The sequence below is a fragment of the Kribbella sp. NPDC051718 genome (assembly GCF_040681515.1).
Lineage (GTDB): Bacteria > Actinomycetota > Actinomycetes > Propionibacteriales > Kribbellaceae > Kribbella.
Window position 1 is genome coordinate 898,445 of the sequence record NZ_JBFAYZ010000002.1, and the last position, 24,961, is coordinate 923,405.

Annotated in this window: 27 protein-coding genes and 2 tRNA genes; 16 read left to right on the forward strand and 13 right to left on the reverse strand. The window is 66.8% G+C overall.

Annotated features, from left to right (window positions below; all coding sequences use genetic code 11):
• Positions 1-143: 143 nt before the first annotated feature.
• Positions 144-743 (forward strand): HD domain-containing protein, encoded by a 600-nt coding sequence (locus AB0M15_RS10895; protein WP_363816250.1) that lies wholly within the window; start codon positions 144-146, stop codon positions 741-743.
• Between the two features lie 333 nt (positions 744-1,076).
• Here the strand turns inward: AB0M15_RS10895 and AB0M15_RS10900 are convergent, their stop codons facing one another.
• Positions 1,077-1,616, reverse strand: coding sequence for a hypothetical protein (locus AB0M15_RS10900; RefSeq protein ID WP_363816252.1), 540 nt, complete (start codon positions 1,614-1,616; stop codon positions 1,077-1,079).
• Between the two features lie 307 nt (positions 1,617-1,923).
• A complete protein-coding gene (locus tag AB0M15_RS10905; protein WP_363816254.1) occupies positions 1,924-2,325 on the reverse strand; it encodes a DUF4375 domain-containing protein in 402 nt (133 codons plus the stop codon).
• 49 nt (positions 2,326-2,374) lie between these two features.
• Here AB0M15_RS10905 and AB0M15_RS10910 point away from each other — a divergent pair, with 49 nt between their 5' ends.
• Positions 2,375-2,773, forward strand: coding sequence for a cytidine deaminase (locus AB0M15_RS10910; RefSeq protein ID WP_363816256.1), 399 nt, complete (start codon positions 2,375-2,377; stop codon positions 2,771-2,773).
• A gap of 271 nt (positions 2,774-3,044) precedes the next feature.
• On the opposite strand, the gene AB0M15_RS10915 is transcribed toward AB0M15_RS10910, so the two are convergent.
• The 4 genes from AB0M15_RS10915 to AB0M15_RS10930 are packed head-to-tail and all read right to left on the reverse strand — an operon-like array spanning position 3,045 to position 5,274.
• On the reverse strand, positions 3,045-3,446 hold the full coding sequence (locus AB0M15_RS10915) for an arsenate reductase ArsC (RefSeq protein WP_363816258.1): 402 nt from the start codon (positions 3,444-3,446) through the stop codon (positions 3,045-3,047).
• Positions 3,443-4,192 (reverse strand): MIP/aquaporin family protein, encoded by a 750-nt coding sequence (locus AB0M15_RS10920; protein WP_363816260.1) that lies wholly within the window; start codon positions 4,190-4,192, stop codon positions 3,443-3,445. Before AB0M15_RS10920 ends, AB0M15_RS10915 begins: the two co-directional genes overlap by 4 nt.
• Positions 4,189-4,878 (reverse strand): helix-turn-helix domain-containing protein, encoded by a 690-nt coding sequence (locus tag AB0M15_RS10925; RefSeq protein ID WP_363816262.1) that lies wholly within the window; start codon positions 4,876-4,878, stop codon positions 4,189-4,191. The genes AB0M15_RS10920 and AB0M15_RS10925 overlap by 4 nt, the downstream gene beginning before the upstream one ends.
• A gap of 57 nt (positions 4,879-4,935) precedes the next feature.
• A complete protein-coding gene (locus AB0M15_RS10930; RefSeq protein WP_363816265.1) occupies positions 4,936-5,274 on the reverse strand; it encodes a metalloregulator ArsR/SmtB family transcription factor in 339 nt (112 codons plus the stop codon).
• 80 nt (positions 5,275-5,354) lie between these two features.
• On the opposite strand from AB0M15_RS10930, the gene AB0M15_RS10935 reads away from it, so the two are divergent.
• The gene (locus AB0M15_RS10935) at positions 5,355-6,782 is read left to right on the forward strand and encodes an FAD-dependent oxidoreductase (RefSeq protein ID WP_363816267.1); all 1,428 of its coding nucleotides are present in this window, start codon (positions 5,355-5,357) and stop codon (positions 6,780-6,782) included.
• Between the two features lie 18 nt (positions 6,783-6,800).
• Here AB0M15_RS10935 and AB0M15_RS10940 read toward each other — a convergent pair whose 3' ends face one another.
• Positions 6,801-7,358, reverse strand: coding sequence for an N-acetyltransferase (locus tag AB0M15_RS10940; protein WP_363816269.1), 558 nt, complete (start codon positions 7,356-7,358; stop codon positions 6,801-6,803).
• Positions 7,359-7,509: 151 nt separating this feature from the next.
• Here AB0M15_RS10940 and AB0M15_RS10945 point away from each other — a divergent pair, with 151 nt between their 5' ends.
• The 3 genes from AB0M15_RS10945 (at position 7,510) to AB0M15_RS10955 (ending at position 10,139) form a co-directional block, all read left to right on the forward strand.
• On the forward strand, positions 7,510-8,439 hold the full coding sequence (locus tag AB0M15_RS10945) for an ABC transporter ATP-binding protein (RefSeq protein WP_363816272.1): 930 nt from the start codon (positions 7,510-7,512) through the stop codon (positions 8,437-8,439).
• Positions 8,436-9,230, forward strand: coding sequence for a hypothetical protein (locus AB0M15_RS10950; protein ID WP_363816274.1), 795 nt, complete (start codon positions 8,436-8,438; stop codon positions 9,228-9,230). Before AB0M15_RS10945 ends, AB0M15_RS10950 begins: the two co-directional genes overlap by 4 nt.
• Positions 9,231-9,419: 189 nt before the next feature.
• Positions 9,420-10,139 carry a class I SAM-dependent methyltransferase gene (locus AB0M15_RS10955; RefSeq protein ID WP_363816276.1) on the forward strand — a complete coding sequence of 240 codons (720 nt, stop codon included), beginning with the start codon at positions 9,420-9,422 and terminating at the stop codon, positions 10,137-10,139.
• A 370-nt stretch (positions 10,140-10,509) separates the two neighbouring features.
• On the opposite strand, the gene AB0M15_RS10960 is transcribed toward AB0M15_RS10955, so the two are convergent.
• The 3 genes from AB0M15_RS10960 to AB0M15_RS10970 all read right to left on the reverse strand — a co-directional run bounded on the left by AB0M15_RS10960 (position 10,510) and on the right by AB0M15_RS10970 (position 11,704).
• Positions 10,510-10,585: transfer RNA gene (locus tag AB0M15_RS10960), tRNA-Arg, on the reverse strand.
• Positions 10,586-10,658: 73 nt separating this feature from the next.
• Positions 10,659-11,213, reverse strand: coding sequence for a hypothetical protein (locus tag AB0M15_RS10965; protein ID WP_363816278.1), 555 nt, complete (start codon positions 11,211-11,213; stop codon positions 10,659-10,661).
• A 35-nt stretch (positions 11,214-11,248) separates the two neighbouring features.
• Positions 11,249-11,704 (reverse strand): cupin domain-containing protein, encoded by a 456-nt coding sequence (locus AB0M15_RS10970; protein ID WP_363816280.1) that lies wholly within the window; start codon positions 11,702-11,704, stop codon positions 11,249-11,251.
• A gap of 81 nt (positions 11,705-11,785) precedes the next feature.
• Here AB0M15_RS10970 and AB0M15_RS10975 point away from each other — a divergent pair, with 81 nt between their 5' ends.
• From AB0M15_RS10975 to AB0M15_RS10990, 4 genes are all read left to right on the forward strand, one after another.
• Positions 11,786-12,358, forward strand: coding sequence for a hypothetical protein (locus AB0M15_RS10975; RefSeq protein ID WP_363816283.1), 573 nt, complete (start codon positions 11,786-11,788; stop codon positions 12,356-12,358).
• Positions 12,355-13,026, forward strand: a complete 672-nt coding sequence (locus AB0M15_RS10980) for a hypothetical protein (RefSeq protein ID WP_363816285.1) — start codon at positions 12,355-12,357, stop codon at positions 13,024-13,026. The genes AB0M15_RS10975 and AB0M15_RS10980 overlap by 4 nt, the downstream gene beginning before the upstream one ends.
• Positions 13,027-13,385: 359 nt before the next feature.
• Positions 13,386-15,257: a phosphoenolpyruvate carboxykinase (GTP) gene (locus tag AB0M15_RS10985; RefSeq protein ID WP_363816288.1), complete on the forward strand. Its 1,872-nt coding sequence runs from the start codon at positions 13,386-13,388 to the stop codon at positions 15,255-15,257.
• Between the two features lie 145 nt (positions 15,258-15,402).
• Positions 15,403-15,816: a PPOX class F420-dependent oxidoreductase gene (locus AB0M15_RS10990; protein WP_363816290.1), complete on the forward strand. Its 414-nt coding sequence runs from the start codon at positions 15,403-15,405 to the stop codon at positions 15,814-15,816.
• Here the strand turns inward: AB0M15_RS10990 and AB0M15_RS10995 are convergent.
• Both AB0M15_RS10995 and AB0M15_RS11000 read right to left on the reverse strand, forming a co-directional pair.
• Positions 15,793-16,026, reverse strand: a complete 234-nt coding sequence (locus AB0M15_RS10995) for a hypothetical protein (protein ID WP_363816292.1) — start codon at positions 16,024-16,026, stop codon at positions 15,793-15,795. The two genes, AB0M15_RS10990 and AB0M15_RS10995, sit on opposite strands and share 24 nt — an antisense overlap.
• Positions 16,027-16,128: 102 nt before the next feature.
• A complete protein-coding gene (locus AB0M15_RS11000) occupies positions 16,129-17,115 on the reverse strand; it encodes a LacI family DNA-binding transcriptional regulator (protein ID WP_363816294.1) in 987 nt (328 codons plus the stop codon).
• A gap of 127 nt (positions 17,116-17,242) precedes the next feature.
• On the opposite strand from AB0M15_RS11000, the gene AB0M15_RS11005 reads away from it, so the two are divergent.
• Genes AB0M15_RS11005 through AB0M15_RS11015 form a run of 3 tightly spaced genes read left to right on the forward strand, consistent with a single transcriptional unit; the run spans position 17,243 to position 20,610 of the window.
• Positions 17,243-19,657, forward strand: coding sequence for a beta-L-arabinofuranosidase domain-containing protein (locus AB0M15_RS11005; RefSeq protein WP_363816296.1), 2,415 nt, complete (start codon positions 17,243-17,245; stop codon positions 19,655-19,657).
• Positions 19,658-19,717: 60 nt separating this feature from the next.
• A complete protein-coding gene (locus AB0M15_RS11010) occupies positions 19,718-20,347 on the forward strand; it encodes an LLM class flavin-dependent oxidoreductase (protein WP_363816299.1) in 630 nt (209 codons plus the stop codon).
• Between the two features lie 5 nt (positions 20,348-20,352).
• Entirely contained in the window at positions 20,353-20,610 is a 258-nt protein-coding gene (locus tag AB0M15_RS11015) for a hypothetical protein (protein WP_363816301.1), read from the forward strand.
• 901 nt (positions 20,611-21,511) lie between these two features.
• Here the strand turns inward: AB0M15_RS11015 and AB0M15_RS11020 are convergent.
• Positions 21,512-21,601: transfer RNA gene (locus AB0M15_RS11020), tRNA-Ser, on the reverse strand.
• Between the two features lie 236 nt (positions 21,602-21,837).
• Between AB0M15_RS11020 and AB0M15_RS11025 the strand changes: the two genes are divergently transcribed.
• The 3 genes from AB0M15_RS11025 to AB0M15_RS11035 are packed head-to-tail and all read left to right on the forward strand — an operon-like array spanning position 21,838 to position 24,929.
• Positions 21,838-23,415: an LCP family protein gene (locus tag AB0M15_RS11025; RefSeq protein WP_363816303.1), complete on the forward strand. Its 1,578-nt coding sequence runs from the start codon at positions 21,838-21,840 to the stop codon at positions 23,413-23,415.
• Positions 23,416-23,471: 56 nt separating this feature from the next.
• Positions 23,472-23,930 carry a hypothetical protein gene (locus tag AB0M15_RS11030; protein ID WP_363816305.1) on the forward strand — a complete coding sequence of 153 codons (459 nt, stop codon included), beginning with the start codon at positions 23,472-23,474 and terminating at the stop codon, positions 23,928-23,930.
• Between the two features lie 39 nt (positions 23,931-23,969).
• Positions 23,970-24,929: an acetylxylan esterase gene (locus AB0M15_RS11035; protein ID WP_363816307.1), complete on the forward strand. Its 960-nt coding sequence runs from the start codon at positions 23,970-23,972 to the stop codon at positions 24,927-24,929.
• The last annotated feature ends 32 nt before the right edge of the window (positions 24,930-24,961 follow it).

The following is a 24,961-nucleotide window of genomic DNA, read 5'->3' on the forward strand; positions in this document are numbered from 1 at the left end:
CTTCGACGGTACTCACTGATGGCCCACCGTCGGTGGTCCACTTGCCGACTGCTGCGCTGGGCCAATTCTCGCGGCGAATGGCCCATCGAGCCAGCGACGGAATGGACCAGTCGGGCAGGCCCTCGCGGTCGTACCGTCGAAGCATGATCGTTTTGGATGACCTCGTGATCCCCTCCACGACCGCCTCGGCGGCGGCTCTGGAGCTGGCATCGGCGTACCAGTCGCCCTCCTTGCAGAGCCACTCGCGCCGAGTCTTCGTCTGGGCGGCGGCCTACGCCCGGGAACACGACATCGCGTACGACGCGGAGCTGCTGTTCGTCGCCGCGATGCTCCACGACATCGGCCTGGTACCGGAGTTCGACAACCACACCCTCTCCTTCGAGGAAGCCGCCGCCCACATCGCCCGCGCCTTCGCCACCGGCGCCGGCTGGCCGGTTGCCCGCCGCAACCGCCTCGCCGAGGTCATCGTCCGCCACATGTGGCCCGAGGTCGACGTCGCCACCGACCCCGAAGGCCACCTCATCTCCCGAGCCGCCGCCCTCGACATAGCCGGCAAAAACACCGACGACTTGACCCCTGCCTTCCGCGCCGAAGTCCTGGCCCAACACCCCCGCCTGGACCTCGTCGACGAATTCCTAACCTGCTTCAAATCCCAAGCCACCAGAAAGCCCACCAGCACCCCCGCCCGCGCCATGAACTCCAACCTCACCACCCGAATGACCACCAACCCTCTAGACGCCTAACTACGACTCCCCACGCGCCCCGCTCCGCCCCCTCCTCCGTCGCGAGCTACGCCAGGCGCTCCCACCCACCCCAGAAGCGCGTGCTGCGCCCGTTTGTCTGACAGCACCCTCGACGCCCCCAACCGGCGATCGCTGAGCAGCCCCCGCCCCGGGTAACTCCGCTGCCGCAGCACTGAACTCCAGAGGCCCGGAACTCGCAGGGGGTGTTACTCCCGAGGCCCGGAGCTCGCCGGAATGCACCCCTTGGGCAGAACACCGGGCTGACGCTGAACCGCCCCCGGTTGCGGCGACTGGTGCGCGCGACCGGGGGCGGCTGGAGCAACTGCTGTTAGATCAGGGTGCGGTCCAGCTGACGGCGTCCAGGTAGACGGCGCCGGTCCAGCCCGGGTTGTCCACCTCCACGCCGATGCCCTCGATGCTGGTGACGGCCGGAATGGTCAGCGTGAACGTGTTCCAGGCGCCCGGAGTGAGCACGATGTGCTGGCCGAAACGCTCGATGAACGAGCCGTTGTTGCCGTCGGTGACGTAGCCCTTGGCCTCGATCGGGTGGTTCGCGCTGGCCGGGAGGTACATCTTGAAGGTCACCACCGAGCCGACCCCGATCCCGGTCAGGTCGGAACCCGAACGGTAGCCCGCGTACTGCTCGCCGGTCTGCGGAAGCTTCAGCGAACGGGTACCGGCGAACTTGTACGTGGTCGACGACGAGATCGACGTACCGTCCCAGTCGACCGCCCACCCCTGGACGCCACCGCTCTCCCAGCCGAACCCGGAGTACGCCGCCCAGGCCTGCCCACTACCCGCAGCTACCAGACCCAGCGACAATCCAGCCGCCGCGACAGCTCCGACAATCCGACGTGATCGAAAAATGCGCATGCCAATTTCCCCCCTCGTTGGATACAACCCCCGTGAGCTTCAGATCGCTCACCGTGCACGATTTTGCTTGCTCAGCACCGCCCTGGCAAGACCCAACCAAAGGATGAAACGCTTGAATAACAAGCCTTTCGAAGGCAACTCGGCCGCCAAAACACCAGTAACCTCGCCCGTCGAGGCCCACAACAGGACAAGCGACGGAACCGGATCACTGCCCGTTGAGGCAATCCCGTACGCCGTCTGGAAGGCCGCCGCCGCGGGGTCAGTTGCCGCGAGGTCGATTCGGACTGGTAGCGGCCAGGTCGTTGCCTCAGGCCCGGTTTGCGCCGATGGCTTCCGCGAGTCGTGCATCCGCGCCGGTAGAGGCCTCCAGCTTGCGGAAACGTAGATCGAGTTCGCCCAGCGTCGCGTTCAGCGACTGGCTGTCGATCTTCTCGGCCCGCTCGTCAGCATCCAGCGAATAAGGCACGCCGAACAGCCCGACCGCCTCGCCGAGAAGATCAGCCCACGCAACCCCGAGCAGCCGCGAAAGCCCGGCCGCGGCGGTCAACGCGGTATCCCCACCCCAGTACCGGAAATACGAATCGAACCCGCCCGAGTTCACTTCCTGACGAAAATCGCAGATCGCCAGCACCTGCCGATCCCGCTCATTCAGCGAAGACCGGTCCTCTTCCGCGTACTGCTCATAAAACTCCCAAACATCAGTTCCCATACCCGGAACCTACTCCCCCCAGCCGGGCAAGGTTGCCAAGTTCCCGACCATGACCGTCAAGAGCAACGACGACCTGATCGGCGCAGCCGCCGCGGTCCTGCACCCGCACCATGTCGACGGCCGAACCTTCGGCGACGTCGCATCCGCCCTGATCACCGAGGCAGGCAACCTGTACGTCGGCGTCTGCGTCGACACTCCGTGCGGCACGGGCTACTGCGCCGAAACCGCCGCCATCACCACCATGGTCACCGCCCGCGAATACAAAATCACCAAAATAGTCGCCGTCTCCCAAGGGCACGAAGGCGTCGTTGCCGTACCCCCGTGCGGCCGTTGCCGAGAATTCATCCGCCAAATAGACCCCGCAAACCTGGACACCGACGTAGTCCTCGGCCCGGACCGAACCACCCCTCTCCGCGACCTCCTACCCTCCAACGAATGGCCGATCTGACCCAGATTTGCCTTCGATACCCAGGTACAGGTTTACCGTCGAGCGCCGCTCGCCAACCGAGCTGGTACTCACCCTCGACGCCGCCACAGAAGCAACCGCACGCGCCCTGACCGCCCGCGAAACGAACTGCTGCTCCTTCTTCGAGTTCACCTTCCTACCGGAGTCGGACCAGACATTCCGGCTCCAGGTGACCGTCCCACCGGCGCACACCGACATACTGGACGCACTCACAGGCCTCCGACATGAGTGACCCTCCGATACTACGAACGCGTCAGCTGAGCGGAAGTTCGCCGATCAGCTTTTCGACTCGGCTGCGGATGTCGTCGCGGACCTGACGTACGACCTCGATCGGCTGTCCGGCCGGGTCGGTGAGATCCCAGTCCTCGTACCGCTTGCGGGGGAAGATCGGGCAGGCGTCGCCGCAGCCCATGGTGATGACCACATCGCTCCCGCGCACTGCTTCGGTTTCGAGCAGTTGCGGCACAGCCCCAGTGATGTCGATACCGACCTCGCGCATCGCCTCGACAGCAACGGGGTTGATCTGATCGCGCGGCTCGGACCCCGCCGACCGCACCTCGACACGATCCCCCGCCAGATACCGAAGCCACCCAGCCGCCATCTGGGATCGCCCGGCGTTGTGGACGCAAACGAACAGAACAACGGGCTTGCTCACGTGGTCACTCCAGTGGTTGAGGTGTCGGTGTGCGGGGTGACGATCTCGTCTGCGGCCTGACCGGCGTCTGGGTAGAGGATGGCCAGCAAGCCGACTCCAACCACAGCGCCGAAGAGTTGCGCAACGATGAACCCCGGCAGGGATCTGGGAGCGATCCCAGCGAAGGTGTCGCTGAAGGCGCGGCCAATACTCACGGCGGGGTTGGCGAACGAGGTTGACGACGTGAACCAGTACGCCGCTCCGATGTAGGCGCCAACAGCAGCCGGTGCGACTGCCGCGCGTCCGGACCAGCCGAGCGCGAAGATGAGCACAACGAGTCCGGCGGTGGCGACGATCTCGCCCAACCACAGATGACCGGTACTACGGTCGGTGGTCGACCACGAAACGGCTGCCTTGGCGTACATCAGGTTCGCCAGCACTGCTCCGGCGACAGCACCGACGACCTGAGCGGGAACATAAGCGGCCAGCTCGCGCGGAGTCAGGCCGGTACCGGTCCGGCGCCCGAGCCACCAGTCAACACCCGAAACGACGGGGTTGAAGTGCGCTCCCGACACGGGCCCGAGCATCAGGATCAGTACCGCGAGACCGAGCGCCGTCGCGAACGAGTTCTCCAGCAACTGCAACCCGATGTCGCCAGGAGACAAGGCAGATGCCGCGATGCCCGACCCGACCACCACGGTCACCAATAGCCCGGTACCAACTGCCTCGGCGACCGCCCGTCGCCACAACGGCGCAGCGCTGCTCACGGCCGTACCTCGGTGGGCGAGAGAACGGACGCCAACCGGTCGATGCGGTCTGCGATCTCGGTGTACGCGGCCTCGAACGCCGCGTCGGTGTCGACGGCTGCGGGATCCGGGACAGCCCAATGCAGTCGCGGCCGAGCGTCGGCGGGAAGGTGCTCGTAGGCGATGTCACACACGGCGATGACCAGATCGTCGGACTCGACCACGTCACTCACGTGGGCGGTGCGCCAGGCATCGGGGGTCAATCCGTGCCTGCGGGCAATCCGCACGGCTCGCGGATGCGGCTTGGCTGCGGGCTGAGTGCCGGCCGACACCGCTGGGATGTGGCTGCGCCGCGACCAGATGGAGGCGGCCAACTGCGAACGGGCCGAGTTCTGCGTACACACGAACAGCACACGCGGAACCGCCGTCAGCGTCGGCGTCACCACCGACTCCAGAACCTCGGTCACCAGCCGCACATAGGTACGGCGGCGGTCCCCCTCGGATCGGGCCCGCACGACCAGGCCGGCCTCCTCCAGCACCTTGAGGTGATGAGCGATGAGGTTCGTCGGCATCTGCAGTACGCCGCTCAGCTCGCCCGGAGCGGCGTCACCGGCAACCAGGGCGTCGACGATCGCCAGACGTGCCGGATCACCGAGCGCCGCATGGATCCGGGCTCGTTCAGTCAACGACGATTGCTCAGTATTCATTGACTCAATGATCACTGAGCTATAAACAGGAAGTCAACCCACACCCGGCGCCAGGGATCAGGCGAGCGCTTTCGCAGGCGCGGCAAGCAGAGCGGAGATCCATTGCAGCCGCTCACGTACGGGCCAGTAGTAGACCCAGGTGCCACGGCGCTCGCAGTCGACGAGGCCGGCCTCACGCAGTACGCGCAGATGATGCGAAATGGTCGGCCCGCTCACCTCGAACGACCCGGTCAGGTCGCAGACACAGATCTCGCCGTCCGCGGACGCGATCATCGACATCAGCCGGAGCCGGATCGGATCAGCGAGCGCCTTGAAGACCGCCGCCCCCTCCACCGCGCCCGCCGAATCGAGGGCAGCCTCGGAAATCGGCGTACAGCAGGCCTTCTGTTTCGACATACATCTATCTTGATTCCTATCGAATCAAGAGGCAAGGTGGTGACCACTGATTCGACAGACATCGAGATAGGAAGCTCATCATGAGCGAGCAGAACACTGCCGCTGTTGCGGCACCGGCGGGGCCGGTTGTGGTCATCGGGGCAGGCCCGGTCGGCTTGGCTGCAGCTGCCCACCTGGCCGAGCGCGGCCTGGACTTCCTGGTACTGGAGTCCGGCCCCGGCGTTGCCGCAGCGATCGAGGAATGGCGGCACGTGAAGCTGTTCAGCCCCTGGCGCTACGACATCGACAGCGTCGCCCGCCGCCTGCTCGAGCAGTCCGGCTGGATCGAACCGGACCTCAGCAAGCTCCCAACCGGCGGCGACCTGATCGACTCCTACCTCGCGCCACTGGCCAAGACGCCGCATCTCAACGACCGCATCCGCTACAACGCGCCCGTCGTTGCGGTCACTCGGGTCGGCTTCGACCGGGTCCGTACTGCGGGCCGCGAGCAAGCACCGTTCCTGATCCGCCTGGCCGACGGTACAGAGATCCTCGCCTCTGCAGTGATCGACGCCGCGGGCACCTGGCGCCGCCCGAACGTCCTCGGCGGCTCCGGCATCCCCGCCCGTGGCGAAGCCTCGGTTGCCGACGGCATCGCCCACGCCCTACCCGACGTACTCGGCCGCGACCGTGACCGCTTCGCAGGACGCCGTACCGCGGTAGTAGGCGCCGGCCACTCCGCCTCCACAACGCTCCTCGACCTAGGCGAGCTGGCCGAGCAAGTACCCGGCACCGAGATCGTCTGGGTAGTACGCGGCTCCGACCAGGCCCGTACCTACGGAGGCGGCGCCGCCGACGAACTCCCCGCCCGCGGCGCCCTAGGCAGCCGCCTGAAGAAGCTCGTGCACTCCGGACGAGTCGAGCTCATCAGCAACTTCCGCACCGAAGCCGCCTCCCGCACCCCCAACGGCCGCATCGAACTAACCGCCGGCGACCAACGCGTCATCGCCGACACAGTGGTCAACTCCACCGGCTTCCGCCCCGACCACGACATGGTCAGCGAACTACGACTAGACCTGGACCCCATCCTGGGCTCCACCCGAGCTCTGGCCCCACTCATCGACCCCAACCAGCACTCCTGCGGCACGGTCCCACCCCACGGAGTCGACGAACTGACTCACCCTGAACCCGGCTACTACGCGATCGGCGCGAAGTCATACGGCCGAGCGCCGACCTTCCTCCTTGCCACCGGGTACGAACAGGCCCGCTCGGTCGTCGCTGCACTGGCCGGTGACTGGGAAGCCGCGCGGGACGTCCAACTCGATCTCCCCGAAACCGGCGTCTGCTCCTCGAACCTCGCGTACGGAGACTCCAGCGGAGAAACCACCGGCGGATGCTGCGGCCCCACACCGCAAGCCGTCGAGATCTCCACACCTGCCGGACGCGGGCTGGCCACCGGCATCAGCGGCGGCCTGCTGACCATCATCGACGACGCCCCGACCACGAACCAGTCGACCTGCTGCAACTGATCACCATCAGCCGGGTCATCAAGACAAGGACGCATCCGGGTCACGCAGACCGACTGCATCATGCCGCCAGAACGGCTCCGGATAGACCAGCGTCCCCGTCATCCACGGCTCGTACTTCGGGAGCGTAAAGACCTGGAAAGCGTCCTCGGGAATGCGCAGCGACGGCCTCCGAAAGCTGCGACCGCCGCCGGGCGCGAACCCGAACCGCACGTAGTACCGCGGATCGCCCTCCAACCAGACAAGCGGAACCTCTCGCTCGGCAAGGATCCCCAGCCCGTGACGGACCAGAGCCGAACCGACACCCCGCCGCTGAAACTCAGGCAGCACGCCCAACGGACTCAGTACCTGCACCTCAACCAGCCGCCGAGGAGCATCCAGCAGACTGCCGCTGAACAAGACATGCCCAACAACTCGACCGTCCACCTCGGCAACCACCGATAGACGACTCGCGGCCGTACCACCCTCCCGCAGCGCGTCCGCCAGATCGGCGACCACAACACCATGCTCACCGAACGCCTGCAGATGAACGTCCCGCACAGCCCGCCCATCACCCGGAAGTTCCTCGCGAAGCTCCATCCCCGCAGGCTAAAGCCCCCTTCACCCCACCCGCACACGATTTAAGTTCGCTTCACATCGCACAGCTTCGCCGTGTCGACCGGCTCGATCTGCACAGAATCTTCGCAACTCGTCCGCACATCCTGCCCAGAGGAGCTTCTAGGGTCGCGTCATGATCCAGCTCCGTGGGCTGACCAAGCGGTACGGCGATGTGCTGGCCGTCGACGATCTGAGTTTCGACGTCGAGCCGGGCAAGGTGACCGGATTCCTCGGCCCGAACGGCGCGGGCAAATCGACGACGATGCGGATCATCCTCGGGCTCGATCGGCCCAGCTCCGGGGAGGTACTGGTGAACGGGCAACCGTTCGCGGCGTACTCCGAACCGCTGCGCGAGGTCGGGGCACTGCTGGATCCCGGCTCGGTCCACTCCGGCCGTACGGGGCGTAGTCACCTCCGAGTGGCGGCCCGGACGAACGGCCTCCCGCTCCGCCGGGTCGAGGAGGTGATCGAGCAGGTCGGACTCGACGGCGCGGCACGACGCCGGATCAAGGGCTACTCGCTCGGCATGCGCCAGCGACTCGGGATCGCGGCGGCACTGCTGGGAGATCCGTGGGTACTCCTCTTCGACGAGCCGATCAACGGGCTGGACCTCGACGGCGTCCGTTGGATCCGCGACCTACTGCGCCGGCTCGCCGACGACGGCCGTACCGTCCTGGTCTCCAGCCACTTGATGAGCGAGATGGAGCAGACAGCCGACCGCCTGGTCGTCATCGGCCGCGGCCGACTGATCGCCGACGCGACCACAGCGGAAATCCTCAGCGGCCTGGGGCGCCGGCAGGTACGCGTGCGCACCCCACAGCCGATCGAACTGCTCAGACATCTACAGGAGCGCGGTTTCACCGCTTCGCAACTCGATGGCCAGGACCTCCAGGTCGAGGACCGAACGGCCGAGGAGGTAGGCGAACTGGCCCACCACGTCGGCATCCCGCTCCATCACCTCTCCGACGTCCAGCAGTCCCTAGAGCAAGCATTCATAGAGCTAACCGACGACAGCGTCGACTACCACGGCCGCCTCGACGCGCCAACGGAGGTAGCACCGTGACAACCCAAGCCGTCCCAGTCCGGGTGACCGCCCTGCAGGTCTTCGCACGGACCTGCGGCGCCGAGTGGCTTCGACTCTGGACCGTCAAGGCCACCTGGTGGTTCGTCGCCGTAGCCGCCTCGATCATGATCGGCCTCGGCGCGGTCGCCGGCTTTGACGCAGGCGGCGATTCGCCCCCTCCCCCGGACGCAACGGCCTGGACCGCAGCGCACTTCACCGTACTACCGGCCTTGTTTCTCTTCCTTGCCCTAGTCCTCACCGCGGTGACCTCCGACTACGCCACCGGCGGCATCATCCCAACCCTCCAGTGGACACCCCGCAGAACGATCCTCTTCCTCGCCCGCACAATCGTCGCGGTCACAACCGCAACCGCCCTAGGCACAGCGCTAGCCCTAGCCTCCGCCCTAGCCGCCTTCACCGGCGCCCACCCAGCCCTCGACCTCCCGCTCCCCGAAGGCATCAACACCCTCACAACCATCGCCTTCGTCTTCGCCACAACAACCGCCCTAGCAGCCGGCCTAGGCTTCACACTCCGCAACACCGCAGGCGGCCTAGTAGCGATCTTCCTTCTGATCCTCCTACTCCCCCTCGTCCTCCCCCAGTTCGGCTACCACTGGCTGACCACCATCGCCGACCTACTCCCCGGCTCCCGCGCCGTCTACCTCCTCAACGGCGAACCAACCGACCGAGGCTTCACCCACACCTCCTCCGCAATCGTCCTGCTCACCTGGTCCACCCTCACCCTCCTCCTAGGCCACCTCCGCCTACACCACACTGACGCAAACCACTAACCGAGCACCGTACGCCGGAGGTCGCACGACCACAGGTCCTGATCGCGGGGGGCGCGCCAGCCCAGGCGCACGGCTCTACTCTCTCGGCTCGGCAGCACCCCGGACAGAAGCCGTGTTCTCCGTCGACTGATGCGCGACCCTCGTCCGCCTGGTTGGCGCGCGCATGCGCCCCCGGGGTAGAAACCTGTCATGCCCGATTCGGTGAGCAAGTCCGCTGCCCCTGTCGCTGACTACGACAGTTTCGCGGTCGCGTACTCGGCCAGCAACGAAACCAGCCTCTTCAACGCCTACTACGCGCGTCCGGAGATGATCCGTCTCGCCGGCGACGTCGCGGGCCTGGAGATTCTCGACGCCGGCTGCGGTTCAGGCCCCTTGATGGAAGCTCTGCGAGACAAGGATGCGTCCGTGTCCGGCTTCGACCTGAGCCCCGCCATGGTCGAACTCGCGCGCGAAAGGCTGGGCGAGGACGCGGACCTGAAGGTCGCCGACCTCGGTGCACCCCTTCCCTATCCCGACGACGCGTTCGACCGCGTCGTCGCATCACTGTCCTTGCACTACATCAAAGACTGGGCCTCGGCACTGGCCGAGCTGCGGCGTGTGCTCAGACCAGGCGGCCGACTCATCGTCTCGATCATCCATCCCACGGTCTACGCGATCGTGTACCCCGACGCCGACTACTTCGCCCTCACTCAGTACTCCGAGGACTACGACTTCGGCGAAGGAACCGTGTGGATGACGTATTGGCACCGCCCCCTGCAGGACGTCATCAACACGTTCATCGACGCGGGATTCGCCATCAAGGCGGTCACTGAGCCGCCACCCGCGGCCAACACCCCAGCAGAACTGCTCTCCAACGCGGAGGGCCGCTCATTCATCTGCTTCCTCTTCTTCGAGCTGGAAGCGCACTGACCAGGTCGCGGCGCTGCCCGTGACCTAGCCGGCCCTTCCGTGGAGGTTCGGCAGGACAGCTGCGTGCGGGGTCGGCACTTGTTCCGCTGGTCATGTGATGTTCCGACGGACGGCGGCGTGGTCTGGGCCCGGGTCGGGGTCGCCAGCTGTGCCAGCGGGAGTACTCGGCCGGGAGAATCGCTCACCGACTGCGAGATGACGGAGCCAGGGTGCTCTCAAATCAGCGGGCGAAGCACGCGTCGCAGGGTGGGTGGGAGCGGTCCGCGGAGCGGGCGACGGAGGAGCCCGCGTAGCCGGGCTGCGTGGGGGAGCAACAGCACCACGGAATGACAAAACCCCAGGTCATCCACCTGGTGACCTGGGGTTTTGCTGGCGCGCTCGGAGGGATTCGAACCCCCAACCTTCTGATCCGTAGTCAGATGCTCTATCCGTTGAGCTACGAGCGCCGGACAACGAAGGGTAACGATACACGCGGGATGGGGGTGGGTGCCAATCGGCTCCCGGGAGCGCTCAGTGGGGCTAGTTGAGGAGGGTTTTTACGGAGCCGCCGGACTCGGTCAGCTTGGTGCCCAGGCCGGCCAGGGCTTCGCCGACCGAGGCGAGGATGCCGGAGAGGTCGGTGAGGTTGCCGGCCAGGCTTTCGATTTCGGTGGCTACGTCGCCGATGTTGCCGCTGCCGTCGTTGAGGCGCTTGGCGGCGGCGTTGCCGATGCCGGGGATCTTGTCGAGTTCGCCGGCCAGGCCGGCCAGCATGCCGGCGGCGTCGTGGAGTCTGTCCTTGGCGGAGTTCATCGTGCTGGCGCTGCCGCTCAGGGCTTTGCGGGCCCCGCCTTCGCCGTCGTCGCCGACCAGGGCGCCGGCGGCTTTGGCTGCCTGCTCGCCGGCTTCGGCCAGGCCGGTACCGATCGTTTTCATCAGGTCCGGGAGGCGGCCGATGAAGCCGAGCGCGTCGTCGGGCAGGTCCTTGACCAGCTTCAGGAGTTTGTCGAAGTCGTCGGAGTTGTCCAGCACGAATCCGACGGCCTTTTTCACATCGCCGAGGTCACGTCCACCCAGCAAATCCCCAAGATCCATGCCCGGATGGTATTCCCCAAAGCACGCGTGCGGGGTCAGAACTCCGCAGGTGTCGTCTGCTGTTCGGCCCGCAAAGCATTCAGCAACGCGGGCGTGATCTCCACGCCGGATGCGGCAGCCGACGCAACCGCCCGGAAGTAGTTCTCATAACCCGCCGGCGTGAACAAGGTGGTCAACCGAGCCGGCTCAGAGCTCGCGTTCCGGTACCCATGCGCCTGCCCCCGCGGCACCGACACGGAACCACCCGCGCCAACAGTCAGTACGCCGTCCGCCGTGTCGAACGTGACCTCGCCGGCGACCACCAGGAAATACTCCTCATGACCGTGATGAATGTGCGGCGCAGCCCCCAGCGCACCGGCGGGAAGCACCGAGTCGACCACAGACAAGGCGCCACCGGTCTGCGAGCCGGAGATCCGCACGGTGAAGACGCCGAACGGCAACTCGAGTACTTCACCAGCAGTACCGACGACGATGTCCGGGAAGGAAGTCACCGTCGCAGCATAAGCAGGAACCAGGACCATCCCCCGAGCGTCAAAGGCGAGATCCGGGGGACAGAAGAGGAGAAACGCTGCGTGGCCAGTCCACTAGTTCGCGGTACTGCGATCGCCTGTGGCGTCGCTGCCGTCGCCGGCCTAGGGATCGGGGTCGCCGTCGGCAAACCCGTGCGGTCCGCAGATGTCGAGCAGGCACGACTGCTACCCAAGGATCTCTGCGCGAGACTCGGCGACATCTCACCTTTGTTGCCCAAGGCCACCAGCACGAAAGCATTCATCCAGACCGGTATCACCGATGTCACCTGCACGGTCGACGTCCCCGAGCAGACCCAGCCGACCTTCTCGGCCGCGTCGATCAAGATCAGAATCACCCCGTACGCCGGCCGCGAAGCGGGCCCAGGACAGCCACCCTCCACCCCAGCAGAGGTCGCCAAACAGGCCTTCACCCGCAAGCCATGGCCAACCGTCGGCGACCGCCCGTACCCCACCAAGGTGGACAGACACGCCGGCCAGGACCCGCGCGTCGCCGTACTCGTCTACCGAGCCGACCTGACCGTCCAGGTGGACTACGCCGCCCACCCGATCGACCCGGCGACGGCACAGCAGGCTGCCCAGGTACTGGCCGACCGAGCCATCTGGGAGAGTCAGTGAACCCCACGCCCGAGCTGAACGGCTACGAGCTCGACCAGCGACTACTGCAGCATCCCCTGGCCGAGATCTGGCGCGGACGCTCGTCCACCGGCATGGAGATCATCGCCCTCATCCTCAGCGACCAGGGCGCAGCAGACGCACAGGTCCGCGACAGGCTGACCGGAGCGAGCCCCACTGCCGCACTTGAGCCAAGAACCCAGCAGACACCGCTATGGGCCGCCAACCTCACCGCGGACCGCCCGTACGCGGTGACCCAGCTAGTGCCAGGCCAGTCAGGCGCCGAGCGACTCCTGGATCCATTGGACGGTCTACTGGGCAATGACGATGAGTCACTGGACGCAGTCCGCAGCCAACTGACGCAGCCGCTCCAAGCCGAGCCCATCACGAAGAACCAGCCCGTAGCGAAGAGCCAGCCCGGCGAGCTGGCTCAGGCGCTGGAGACCTGGGTAGCCGAGAGCACCGGGGGCAAGGCCAGCTGGAGGCCCCGCGGGCGAGGCTGGTGGCCGAAGCTGATCGCAGTGCTGGCCGTGCTGGCCGTGTTCTGCGTTCTCTACTCGGTGGGCAGCAGTATCGGAGCCAAGGACCAACCGCCAGGGCCGGCGACAGCGCCCCTGGTCAGCCCCAACCCCCTGCCATCGCCCGCGCTACTCCCCGGCAAGCCCAAGTAACAGAGCCCAAGTAACAAGAGCCCAAGTAACTCCGCCGCCCCAGACCACCGAAGCCGCAAACCGGCCGCGCGACCACCCCGCGGCCGGTCTTTTTTGCTGGGAAAGCCCTTGTCGGCGGAATTTTGTGACCGTCCTCACGTCCAGCCGGTTCTCAACACGCGGTCCGGTCGCGTACCGTTAGTACCACTTGCACACTGGTATACGCCCACTAGACGTACTGGTATGCGACAGATCACACCACCAAGCCAGCTGAATCGAACCGCCGGAGACCCCGGCGGCCGACGTCGTACCCGAACCTCAGCGTCGAGGGCCAGGAGTACCCGCCGGGACGATCGCGAGCGAGAGGGAATGAGCCGCCGATGACGACAACCGCCAGCCCTGCCCATACCGAGACTGCCCTCAGAGTCGAGAGCCCGCCGACCAGCGCCTACGACCTGAGCAACGCCCCGACTGAGCACCAGGGCCTGCTGGCCTGGGTTGCCGAGGTTGCCGAACTCACCCAGCCCGACCGGATCCACTGGGTCGACGGCTCGGACGCGGAGTACACCAAGCTCACCGACGAGCTGATCGCCGGGGGAACCCTGGTCCGGCTCAACGACGAGAAGAAGCCGAACTCGTTCTGGGCCCGCACCGACCCCTCCGACGTCGCCCGGGTCGAGCAGCGCACGTTCATCTGTTCGGTCGACGAGGCCGACGCCGGCCCGACCAACAACTGGATGGCGCCGGCCGAGATGAAGGCGCTGATGACGGAGCTGTACCGCGGCAGCATGCGCGGTCGCACCCTGTACGTCGTGCCGTTCTGCATGGGCCCGCTGACGGCCGAGGTGCCGATGTTCGGCGTCGAGATCACCGACTCGGCGTACGTCGTCGCATCGATGCGGATCATGGCCCGCACCGGTTCCGAAGTACTGGCGAAGATGGGCACCGACGCGAAGTACGTGCCCTGCCTGCACTCGGTCGGTGCGCCGCTCGAGAAAGGCCAGAAGGACGTCAGCTGGCCGTGCAACGACGAGAAGTACATCGTCCAGTTCCCCGAGGAGCGGACGATCTGGTCGTACGGCTCCGGCTACGGCGGCAACTCGCTGCTCGGCAAGAAGTGCTACTCGCTCCGGATCGCCTCCGCGATGGCCCGCGACGAGGGCTGGCTGGCCGAGCACATGCTGATCCTCAAGCTGATCTCGCCGGAGAAGAAGGTCCACTACATCGCGGCCGCGTTCCCGAGTGCGTGTGGCAAGACGAACCTGGCGATGCTCGACCCGACGCTGGAGGGCTGGGAGGTCGAGACGCTGGGCGACGACATCGCCTGGATGCGCTTCGGTGAGGACGGTCGGCTGTACGCCGTCAACCCCGAGTTCGGTCTGTTCGGCGTCGCCCCCGGTACCGGCTGGAAGACCAACCCGAACGCGATGCGCACGATCGAGAAGGGCAACTCGCTCTTCACCAACGTCGCGCTGACCGACGACGGTGACGTCTGGTGGGAGGGCTACTCGCAGACCCCGCCGAACCACCTGACCGACTGGAAGGGTCGCGAGTGGACGCCGGAGTCCGGCGAGCTCAGCAGCCACCCGAACAGCCGGTTCTGTACGCCGATCAAGCAGTGCCCGATCATCGCCGACGAGTACGAGGACCCCAACGGCGTACCGATCTCCGCGATCATCTTCGGCGGCCGCCGCGCGACCACCGTGCCGCTAGTGACCCAGTCCCGCGACTGGGACCACGGTGTCTTCATGGGCGCGACCCTGTCGTCCGAGACCACCGCCGCCGCGGTCGGCCAGGTCGGCGTCGTCCGGCGTGACCCGATGGCGATGCTGCCGTTCCTCGGCTACAACGCCGGTGACTACCTGAACCACTGGCTGACCGTCGGCAAGGAGCACGCTGCCGACAAGCTGCCGAAGATCTTCTACGTCAACTGGTTCCGCAAGGACGAGGCCGGCAAGTTCGTCTGGCCGGGCTTCAGCGAGAACGGCCGGGTGCTCGAGTGGATCATCGAGCGCCTGGACGGCACGGCTGACGCGGTCGAGACCCCGATCGGTCTCGTCCCGACCCCGGACGCGCTCGACGTCACCGGCCTGGACCTCAGCCTCGAGGCCCTGCAGGTCGCCCTGAACGTCGACGACGAGGAGTGGAAGGCCGAGCTCCCGCTGATCGAGGAATGGTTCACCAAGCTCGGCGACAAGGTCCCGGCGACCCTCAAGCTCGAGCTCGACAACCTCAAGGCCCGCCTCGGCTGACGTTGAGGCTGTAGTACCCCGTACTCCGACCAGCTGACCGGAAGCCAGCGCCGTCGGACTGCAAAGCGAAGCGCCCCGACCCACCGGCCGGGGCGCTTCGCTTTGCCCCTCGGCCACGGACCCGGCAGCGGTTAGGTTGAGCGGCATGGAGATTCCGGGGAGTGTTCGGGAGTTGCTGGAGTCGGACGCGCTGGCGCATCTGGTCACGATCAATCCGGACGGGAGTCCGCAGGTCTCGGTCGTCTGGGTCGGGGTGGACGGCGACGAGATCGTCGCCGCGCACGTGCCCAACAACCGCAAGGTGCAGAACATCCGGCGGGACGGCCGGGTCGCGCTGTCGATCGAGACGAATCGGCAGAACGAGATGGGCCTGACGGAGTATCTGGTGGTAAAGGGGACCGCGCGGATCACCGAAGGTGGTGCCGTCGAATTGCTCCGAAGACTGGCGAAGGTCTACCAGGGGCCGGATGCCGGCTTCCTGCCCGGTGACGACCTGCCAGGTGGGTACGTCACGCACATCACCGTCGACAAGATCTCAGGTGTCGGCCCGTGGGCCTAGCCGGTCGACGGGGATCCGGCAGGTGAGTTCGCGACCGTCGGCCGCCGTGTACTGGACCAGGGCCGTCCAGCCGTCGGCGTGATGCAGCCGGCCGATCAGCCAGGCGGGTCGCCAGGTGTCGTCGATCAGCGCGACGACATGCGCGGGAAGGGCGAGAGCGAGAATGATTCTCAGGTCGTACGCCGTCGGGCGTACCGCGAAATCCGTCATCAGCATCACAGCCTTTCGTGAGGGGCGCTGACCGCGCGTCCCAAATCGCCTCACGAACCGGAAGTGTCGACAGTACCCAATCACTCGTCCGGCAAGCGACTACTAATAGGACATTCCCAGCGTGGATTCTCTGGGAATCAGATGAGTCGGCAGTTCCAGTACGCCGTGATGCGGATCCCCAGCGATGGCGTCGAGCAGCAATGTCGCAGTACGGCGGCCGAGCTCCTCCAACTGGAGGTCGACCGTCGTGAGCGGCGGGCGGCTCGCCTCGGCCATGACCGACCAGTTGTCGTAGCCGGTCACCGCCACGTCGACCGGGATCGACTTTCCCAGCTCGCGGAGCCGGTCGCAGACGCCACGGGCGAGCTGGTCGCTGCCGCAGGTGATGGCGTCGGGGGCAGCGCGCAGCAGCTGGTCGACCGACTGGCGGCCCCAGCGCTCGCTCCACTCACCGTAGAGAGGCTCGCCGACAAAAGCGCTGCCCGCAGCCTCAGCCACCGCCTGGGCTCGCTCGGTGGCTGATCGATGGTTGGCCGGGCCGGTGACGTGGGCGATCCGCTCGCGCCCGAGCCCTTTCAGGTGCGTGACGACGGAAGCCGCGCCGCCGGCGTCGTCGACGATCACCGACGCGTCGTCCGGATCAGTGGACGCAGCAAGTGCGTAGACAACCGGCAGCGGTACGTCGATAGGCCCGCGCGGCTCAGTACGCCGGCCGGTCACCACGATCCCGTCGACCCGCCTCGCGATCAGCGACCGCAAGTAGTGCTGCTCCCGCAGCGGATCGTCCCTGGTGTCGCACAGAATCGTCGCCAGCTCACCGGCGCTCAGCACATCCTCGACCCCTCGCATGATCGGGATACTGAACCGCCCCGAGCTGTCCGTAGTCAGCAGCGCGACCGTGTACGTCCGCCCCGACGACAGCGCCCGCCCGCGCGTATCCGGCGTGAACCCCAGCTGCTCGGCCGCCCGCCGAACCCGCTCCCGCGTCGCCGGGCTCAGTTGGCCGGTGTTGTTGAGCGCCTTCGACGCGGTCCCCGCGGACACCCCCGCGAGCGCGGCCACGTCCACGATCCGCGCCTGCTGCCTCATCTTTTTCCTCCCGAGCCCTGCCACAACGCCTGAAGACAGCTTAGTATCGATTGCGGAAAACGTGTGCCGTTTTTCCGCAATCAGTGTGATGCAACCCGCCCCGAACCATCACGCGAAAGGCTTCACCATGGTCGAAGGGATCCACCGTCGTGACTTCCTGCTCGCAACCGGCGGCCTGGCTGTCGGCATGACCATCAACTCAACCGCTGCCCAGGCCGCTGGACCACCTGCTTCCACCGGCGGCCACTACGTCCCCAACCGGGCTCCCCTGCAACCAGTGCCGTTCCAGAAGCTTCCACCTGGCGCTATCGAGCCCCGCGGCTGGCTGGCGCAACAGCTCGACCTGCAGGTGAAGGGCCTCTGCGGCCGGTACGACGAGATCTCCGACTTCCTCCCCTACGAGGGCAACGGCTGGGTCGATCCGTCGCAGAGTGCCTGGGAGGAGCTGCCCTACTGGCTCAGGGGGTTCGGCGACCTCGGCTACGTCACCGGCAACGCCGGCGTACTGACCAGGGCCGAGCGCTGGCTCAACGGGATCATTGCTACCCAGGCGCCTGACGGCTGGTTCGGGCCTACGCGGTTGCGGACCTCGCTGGAGGGTGGGCCTGACTTCTGGCCGGGTATGCCGCTACTGGCCGCTTTCCGGTCTTGGTACGAGTACAGCGGGGATGAGCGGGTCATCCCGTTCATGACGCGCTATCTGCAGTTCCAGGACGCGCAGCCGGCTGAGGTCTTCAACCGGTCGTGGGGCGCGTACCGGTGGGGTGACAACATCGACAGCGCCTACTGGCTCTACAACCGCACGGGCGACGAGTGGTTGCTCGACCTGGTCGCCAAGATGCACTCGGGCTCGGCCGACTACGTCAATGGCATCCCCACCTGGCATAACGTCAACCTGGCGCAGGGCATCCGGGAGCCGCTGCAGTACGGGTTGCTCAGCGGCGATCCGAGTCACCGCGCAGCGACGTACCGGAACTACGAGACGATCATGGGGCTCTATGGGCAGTTCCCTGGTGGAGGTTTCGCTGGGGATGAGAACTCGCGACCTGGTTTCGGTGATCCGCGGCAGGGGTTCGAGACGTGCGGGATCGTCGAGCTGATGCATACGTTCGAGATGCTGACTCGCTTTACCGGTGATACCGACTGGACCGATCGGTGCGAGGAGCTCGCCTTCAACCTGCTGCCTGCGTCGTATGACGAGCAGCAGCGGGTACTGCACTACATCAGCTCTGCCAACAGCATTCAGCTGGACGACAGGGTGAAGCATGGGCAGTTCCAGAACGGCTTTGCCATGCAGGCTTACAAGTACGGGGTGCATCAGTACCGCTGCTGCCCGCACAACTACGGCATGGGCTGGCCGTACTACGCGCAGGAGCTGTGGCTGGCTACCACCGACAACGGGCTCGCCGCTTCTATGTATGCGGCTAGCAAGGTCACTGCGAAGGTAGGAGCGGCCGGTACTCCGGTCAGCATCGTCGCGGACACGGAATACCCGTTCGGGGACACGATCAACTTCACTGTTGCTGGGAGTGCCCGATTCCCCTTGTATCTAAGGGTTCCTGGTTGGGCGAGCGACTTCATTATCACCGTCAACTCAAGCCGGACGCCTGTGCGAGCCGAAGGTGGCTGGGTCAAGCTCGATCGCGCCTGGCGCTCCGGGGATCGCGTGAAGCTTGTCCTGCCGATGCGGACGACTACACGCGTCTGGCCGGACAACCAGGGAGCTGTGTCGGTCTCGCGTGGCCCACTGACGTATTCACTGGCTATCGACGAGCGCACCGAGGTCATCGGCGGTACTGCGGAGTGGCCGGAGCTAGCCGTCTATCCATCGTCGGCCTGGAACTACGGACTGGTCGCCGGCAGCGGGTTCGACCTGGTACGCCGTACCGTCCCGCGCGACGCCAATCCGTTCACCCACGCCGGTACGCCGGTGCTCTTGAAGGGCTCGGCTCGCCGCATCCCCCAGTGGGAGGCGGACTCTGAAGACGTGGTCGGGCTGCTGCAGGCCAGCCCGGCGCGGTCGACGCAGCCGGTGGAGCAGGTGACGCTGCTGCCGATGGGGGCGGCGCGACTGCGCGTCACCTCGTTCCCGTCAGTTGCTGCGAGCGGTACTGCGTGGCGCTACCGCACTCGGGTCACCGCCTCGCATGTGTTTGACGGCGACTCGCTAGAGGCTGTGGACGACGGCCGTAGCCCGTCATCGTCAGCGGACACCTCCATTCCGCGCTTCACCTGGTGGGACCGGCGCGGGACGACCGAGTGGATCCAGTACGACCTGCGGGCGGCTCGGCTCGTCTCGACGGCGTCGGCGTACTGGTTCGACGACACCGGGTTCGGGCAGTGCAGGGTGCCGGCCGCGTGGCGGGTGTTGTGGCTTGACGGTTCTACCTGGAGGGAGGTGGTGGGGGCATCGGCGTACGGGGTGGAGAGGGATCGGGCCAACTCGGTCGGCTTTACGCCGGTACGGGCTCAGGTGCTCCGGGTTGAGGCGGTACTGCGGCCGACCTTCTCCGGCGGGCTGCTGGAACTCGTCTTCAGCTGACCGGTCTGCCCGCCGCAGATTGGGGGCGCGGATCGGCGGCGGGCGGATTAGGTTGGCGAGATGAAAATCGGAGTGATGCTGCCGGTCGGTGGGAACGACGGACCGACCGGAGAGATGCCGACCTGGGCGGACACCAAGGCGATCGCGGTCGCGGCCGACGAGGCCGGGCTCGACTCGGTGTGGCTGGCCGATCACTACTTCTACAAGGCGCCCGACGAGACGATCTACGGGATGCACGAGTCGTGGACGCTGCTGAGCGCGGTCGCGGCGGTGACCTCGCGGGTGGAGCTGGGCAACATGGTGCTCTGCTCGTCGTTCCGGGATCCGGGGCTGACGGCGAAGATGGCGGCGACGCTCGACCTGGTCTCGGACGGGCGGCTGATCCTCGGGGTGGGCGCGGGCTGGCACGACCCGGAGTACGAAGGCTTCGGCCTGCCGACCGACCACCGGGTCGCCCGCTTCGAGGAATGGCTGGAAATCGTCGCCCGACTACTACGGCACGAGACGGTGACGTTCGACGGTACCTACCACCGCGTTCAGGACCTGGCCCTTCAACCACCGCCCGCCCGCCAGATCCCGATCCTCGTCGCAGCCCGCCGCCCCCGCATGCTCGACCTGACCGCCAATGGGCCGACCAATGGAACACCGCCTGGTTCGGCCAGGTCGACGACACCGTCAGGTCCCGCCTAGCTGACATGAAAGCCGCCGCCACCACCACCGACCGCCCAGCCGACGCCGTCGAACTAACAGTCGGCATCACCGTCACAGACCCAGACCAGCCCCCCGTCGCCGAGCCGGAGGCCAACACCATCAACGGCACCCTCAAGGACCTAGCCGAAGCCTTCAAAGAATACGAGTCCCTCGGCGTAACCCACCTGATAGCCGCCACCGAACCCCTCACCCCCCGCTCAGCAACCCGCCTAGCCGAAGCCAAACACCTAGCCTTCCCCTAACCAGCCGCCGCACCGGGCTCGTGGCGCTGGGCGCCACCTCGCCTCCGCCGGGATGCTGACGACATCGACCCCTTCGATGGCTATCAACCCTGCAGGTGGGCGGGCTCACCCTGGGCACACTCGGGACCAGAAGTGTCGATCGGGGCAGCGCGGGCGACGACCCGCCGGTGCCGCCTGCAGTCGGGACGTACAGCTCGTGCGGGAGTCGGGCCACGCCGCCCGGCTCGTGGCGCTGCGCGCCACCTCGCCATCCCTGGATGCTGACGACACCGAGCCCTTCGATGCCGATCAACCCTACGGACTGCGACCCGCTCCGAGCGACCTTTGCGCCTGCGGACAGGACATAGCGCTCGTCCCGAGCCAACAGCCGACTCCACGGCACTACCGCTAGCCGAACAATCACGTCATGCCCACAGCCCTCAACGCGACCAGCTCACCACCCTCCTCCGCCCGATACCGGCTCGTGGCGCTGGGCGCCACCTCGCCTTTGCCTGGATGCTGACGGCGTCGACTCCTTCGATGCCGATCACCCCATGGGCGGTGATTCATCTGTACCTATGGACAGGAAGTGGTGCTCGTCATGGGGTCGGCCGACGTCTGACCAAGCGTGCGGCTGTCTTCTACGACCGGCTACCTCCTGTCCGTAGGTACAAGAACCTGACCAACACCGCACGGCGTCAGCATCAGGTGAGGCCGAGGGGGCCAAGGGCCACGAGGGCGGGACGGGCGGCTGGGGGAGCTGGTTGGCTGGTGCGCCAGGGGCGTGTGGCGCCGCGAGGTAGCTGGCGGCACGAGGTCGGGCGGCACGAGGTCGGGCGGCACGACGTAGGGCCGGCGCGGCGGAGTAGAGGAAAAGCAGAGAGCCGCCTCGCCTTGCGGCTGGGCGGCTCTCGTAAACGTGCGGAGGCGGAGGGATTTGAACCCTCGAGAGGGGATTACCCTCAACCCGCTTAGCAGGCGGGCGCCATCGACCGGACTAGGCGACGCCTCCTCCGCGCATCCCACTGCGATGCGACGACGGCCAAGACTATCCGGACAACCGCCCCGGCAGCAAAGTGGGGCCGGATGGCCGTCTTGGGGGCGGGTTCCGTTCCCCTGTAACCTGGCGGAATCGACGGGGGTCGTAACGTGACGTCAACCAAGGAGGCCGTGTCGGCGTCTGATGTACAAAGGGACCTACTCTGACGGTCCCGCACGCCGCCACGTCGTCGATCAGGGAACGGAGCCATGACGCGGAGTACTCGCGCAGCTGGACGCAGGTCCGCGCCTCGCGCCAACCGTTCCCGGCAACCTGCCCAGCGGGCCTTCCGCACGCGGACCGTCTCGAAGGCGCTCGGCCTGACGCTGGTCAGTGCCCTGATCCCCGGCCTCGGCTTCGTCCTCGGCGGCCGGAAGAAGCTCGGCGCGTTCGTGATCACCCTGTACGCCGGCCTGCTGCTGATCGCCGCGTACGTCGCCCTCACCCAGCGTGGCGCCATCGTCGACCTGGCCGTGAACCCGAGCCGGCTGCTGCTGGCCACCGGCGGCGTCCTGGTGATGGGCTTCATCTGGATCTGCATCGTCGTCTCGTCGCACAAGCTGCTCCGCCCGATCAGCCTGACCTCGGTCGGCCGGTTCACCGGCTCGGCCTTCGTCGGGTTGCTCTGCTTCGGTATCGCGGTCCCGACCACCTTCGCCGCGCAGACCGTGATGGCCCAGCGCGACCTGGTCGGCAGCGTCTTCAAGTCCGAGAAGGACTCCAAGAGCGCCACCCGGCCGAACGTCGACAAGAAGGACCCGTGGGCCAAGAAGCCCCGGCTCAACATCGTCCTGCTCGGCGCCGACGACGGCGTCGGCCGCGAGGGCACCCGGACCGACACGGTGATCGTCGCGAGTATCGACACCAAGACCGGTGACACCGCGCTGATCTCGCTCAGCCGGAACTGGATGCGGATGCCGTTCCCCGAGGACTCCCCGCTGCACGAGAAGTACCCCGACGGGTACTACGACCCGAGCGGCCCGGCCGAGCAGCCGGAGTACTACCTCGACTCGATGTACGACAACATCCCGAAGAAGTACCCGGGCCTCCTGGGCGCGACCGACAACATGGGCGCGGACGTGCTCAAGCTGTCGGCCGGCGCGGCCCTCGGCCTCGACATCGACTACTACATGCAGGTCAACCTCAAGGGCTTCGAGCAGATCATCGATGCCCTCGGCGGGATCACCGTCAACATCAACTACCGGGTGCCGATCGGTGGCGACTACGGCGCCGGCCCGGGCTCGAACACGGCCCGCAAGCCGTCCGGCTACCTGGAGCCCGGCCCGAACCAGAAGCTCAACGGGCACGACGCCCTCTGGTTCGCCCGCGGCCGGTACGGCCTGAGCGACCCGTCCCGGCAGGAGCGGCAGCGCTGCACGATCCACGCCCTGGTGAACAGCGCGAGCCCGGCCGCCCTGGTGACGAGCTACAACCAGATCGCCGCCGCCGGCAAGCAGCTGCTGCGCACCGACATCCCGGGCGACATCCTGGGCGACTTCATCGAGCTCGGCCTCAAGGTGAAGAACGCGAACGTCACCAACGTCGACCTGGACAAGTCGAAGAACTTCCCGACCGGCCAGAACCCGAACTACGAGGCGATGCGCGAGCTGGTCCAGAAGGCGATCCAGCCGAAGACCAAGCCGGTCGCCTCGACCCCGTCGACCAAGCCGTCGACCTCGACCACGAAGAAGCCGGGCAAGAAGCCCACCACCGTGAAGCCCCCGGCCGGCCAGCCCCAGAACCTGGCCGACGCCTGCGCCTACGACCCGACCCAGACCGGCAACTGACGCACTCGACCGGCCCCGCCTGCTGAGTCAGGCGTGGTGGTTGAGATCCTTGACGGATGCGTACGACGTACCGGATGCGGCCGGGGCGGTTTCTCGGGGTGCCGGCTGCTGGGTTGATCCTGCTGGGTGTGGCGGCGGTGCTCTGGGGTATCGGGGTGCCAGCGGCCGCGGTCGCCGTGTTCGGCGTACTGGGCGGGCTCGTGGTGCTCGCCGGGCTGTGGATCCTCGCCCGGCCGCCGGTGCTGCTCAGGCTCGCCTCCGACGACGTCCAGGTACGTGGGCTGCGGACTGCCTGGAAGGACATCACCGAGGTCGGCCGGACCGGTACTACGCAAGGCCAGGCGATCGTCCTGCGAACCAAGCAGCAGGAGCATTCGGTCCTGATCCCCGTGCACTGGCTCGCGCCGGCGCGGGTGGACCAGCTCGAGACCGAGCTGCGGGAACGGCTCAACACAGCCAACGGCTACAAGATCTGGGACGGTACTGCCGCCGAACCGGCCGAACCCGCAGAATGAGGGTCGATCGTTTGACCTGACAAAGGGAGTCCGGAGACCGTGCTGTCGTTCGAGATGTCGTCCGAGGAACTGCTCGCCTACCAGGGGACGAATCCCCGGCCGGCCGATTTCGACGAGTTCTGGGAGAAGGGCCTGGCCGAGCTGGCCGGTACCGACCCGGAGACCGAGTTCGCCCCGGCGACCGACTTCCCGCTGCCGTTCGCGCAGGCCGAGCACCTGTACTTCACCGGCACCGGCGGCTACCGCGTACACGCCAAGGTGATCCGCCCGGCCAACCCCGAGGGCCCGGCCGTCCTGATGTTCCACGGGTACGGCGGTGAGCAGCCGAACTGGGTCGACCTCCTCCCGTACGCCGCGCGCGGGTTCACCGTCGCCGCTCTGGACGTACGCGAGCAGGTCGGCTACCGCAGCGACACCCAGCAGCCGAACAGCTTCTCGCTCCGCAACCACCTCGTCGAGGGCCTGGACGGCGGCCCCGAGGCGCTGCTGTACCGGCACGTCTTCCTGGACACCCGTCGCCTCGCCGACATCATCGGCGCCCTGCCCGGGGTCGATCCGGCCCGGATCGGCACGACCGGCTGGAGCCAGGGCGGCGGGCTCAGCCTGGTCACCGCGGCCCTGACGCCGACCATCAAGTACACGGCGTGCGTGTTCCCGTTCCTGGCCGACTACCAGCGCGCGTGGGAACTCAACCTCGACAAGGGTCCGTACAACGAGATCACCACCTGGTTCAAGAAGCGCGACCCCAGGCACCTGCGCGAGCAGGAGGTGTTCACGACGCTCGGCTACATCGACCTACAGCATCTGGCAGCCCGGATCCAGGCCGAAGTTACGCTCTACTCCGGCCTGGAGGACCAGACCTGCCCACCGTCGACGCAGTACGCGGTCTACAACAAGCTGAGCGGCCCGAAGCAGCACCGCACCTACCCTGACCTCGGTCACGACGACCTTCCGGGCGCCCACGACGAGATCTTCCAGCTGCTGAGTCAGAAGCTCTGAAGCCCTCGGTAGCCCCGCAGTACCCGCCTCCA

Excerpts from the sequence above, each read along its gene's own strand:
- AB0M15_RS10895 (WP_363816250.1), top strand. The coding sequence starts at position 144 with ATGATCGTTTTGGATGACCTCGTGATCCCCTCCACGACCGCCTCGGCG.
- AB0M15_RS10900 (WP_363816252.1), bottom strand. The coding sequence starts at position 1,616 with ATGCGCATTTTTCGATCACGTCGGATTGTCGGAGCTGTCGCGGCGGCT.
- AB0M15_RS10905 (WP_363816254.1), bottom strand. The coding sequence starts at position 2,325 with ATGGGAACTGATGTTTGGGAGTTTTATGAGCAGTACGCGGAAGAGGAC.
- AB0M15_RS10910 (WP_363816256.1), top strand. The coding sequence starts at position 2,375 with ATGACCGTCAAGAGCAACGACGACCTGATCGGCGCAGCCGCCGCGGTC.
- AB0M15_RS10925 (WP_363816262.1), bottom strand. The coding sequence starts at position 4,878 with ATGAATACTGAGCAATCGTCGTTGACTGAACGAGCCCGGATCCATGCG.
- AB0M15_RS10930 (WP_363816265.1), bottom strand. The coding sequence starts at position 5,274 with ATGTCGAAACAGAAGGCCTGCTGTACGCCGATTTCCGAGGCTGCCCTC.
- AB0M15_RS10935 (WP_363816267.1), top strand. The coding sequence starts at position 5,355 with ATGAGCGAGCAGAACACTGCCGCTGTTGCGGCACCGGCGGGGCCGGTT.
- AB0M15_RS10940 (WP_363816269.1), bottom strand. The coding sequence starts at position 7,358 with ATGGAGCTTCGCGAGGAACTTCCGGGTGATGGGCGGGCTGTGCGGGAC.
- AB0M15_RS10945 (WP_363816272.1), top strand. The coding sequence starts at position 7,510 with ATGATCCAGCTCCGTGGGCTGACCAAGCGGTACGGCGATGTGCTGGCC.
- AB0M15_RS10955 (WP_363816276.1), top strand. The coding sequence starts at position 9,420 with ATGCCCGATTCGGTGAGCAAGTCCGCTGCCCCTGTCGCTGACTACGAC.
- AB0M15_RS10965 (WP_363816278.1), bottom strand. The coding sequence starts at position 11,213 with ATGGATCTTGGGGATTTGCTGGGTGGACGTGACCTCGGCGATGTGAAA.
- AB0M15_RS10985 (WP_363816288.1), top strand. The coding sequence starts at position 13,386 with ATGACGACAACCGCCAGCCCTGCCCATACCGAGACTGCCCTCAGAGTC.
- AB0M15_RS10990 (WP_363816290.1), top strand. The coding sequence starts at position 15,403 with ATGGAGATTCCGGGGAGTGTTCGGGAGTTGCTGGAGTCGGACGCGCTG.
- AB0M15_RS10995 (WP_363816292.1), bottom strand. The coding sequence starts at position 16,026 with ATGACGGATTTCGCGGTACGCCCGACGGCGTACGACCTGAGAATCATT.
- AB0M15_RS11000 (WP_363816294.1), bottom strand. The coding sequence starts at position 17,115 with ATGAGGCAGCAGGCGCGGATCGTGGACGTGGCCGCGCTCGCGGGGGTG.
- AB0M15_RS11005 (WP_363816296.1), top strand. The coding sequence starts at position 17,243 with ATGGTCGAAGGGATCCACCGTCGTGACTTCCTGCTCGCAACCGGCGGC.
- AB0M15_RS11010 (WP_363816299.1), top strand. The coding sequence starts at position 19,718 with ATGAAAATCGGAGTGATGCTGCCGGTCGGTGGGAACGACGGACCGACC.
- AB0M15_RS11015 (WP_363816301.1), top strand. The coding sequence starts at position 20,353 with ATGAAAGCCGCCGCCACCACCACCGACCGCCCAGCCGACGCCGTCGAA.
- AB0M15_RS11025 (WP_363816303.1), top strand. The coding sequence starts at position 21,838 with ATGACGCGGAGTACTCGCGCAGCTGGACGCAGGTCCGCGCCTCGCGCC.
- AB0M15_RS11030 (WP_363816305.1), top strand. The coding sequence starts at position 23,472 with ATGCGTACGACGTACCGGATGCGGCCGGGGCGGTTTCTCGGGGTGCCG.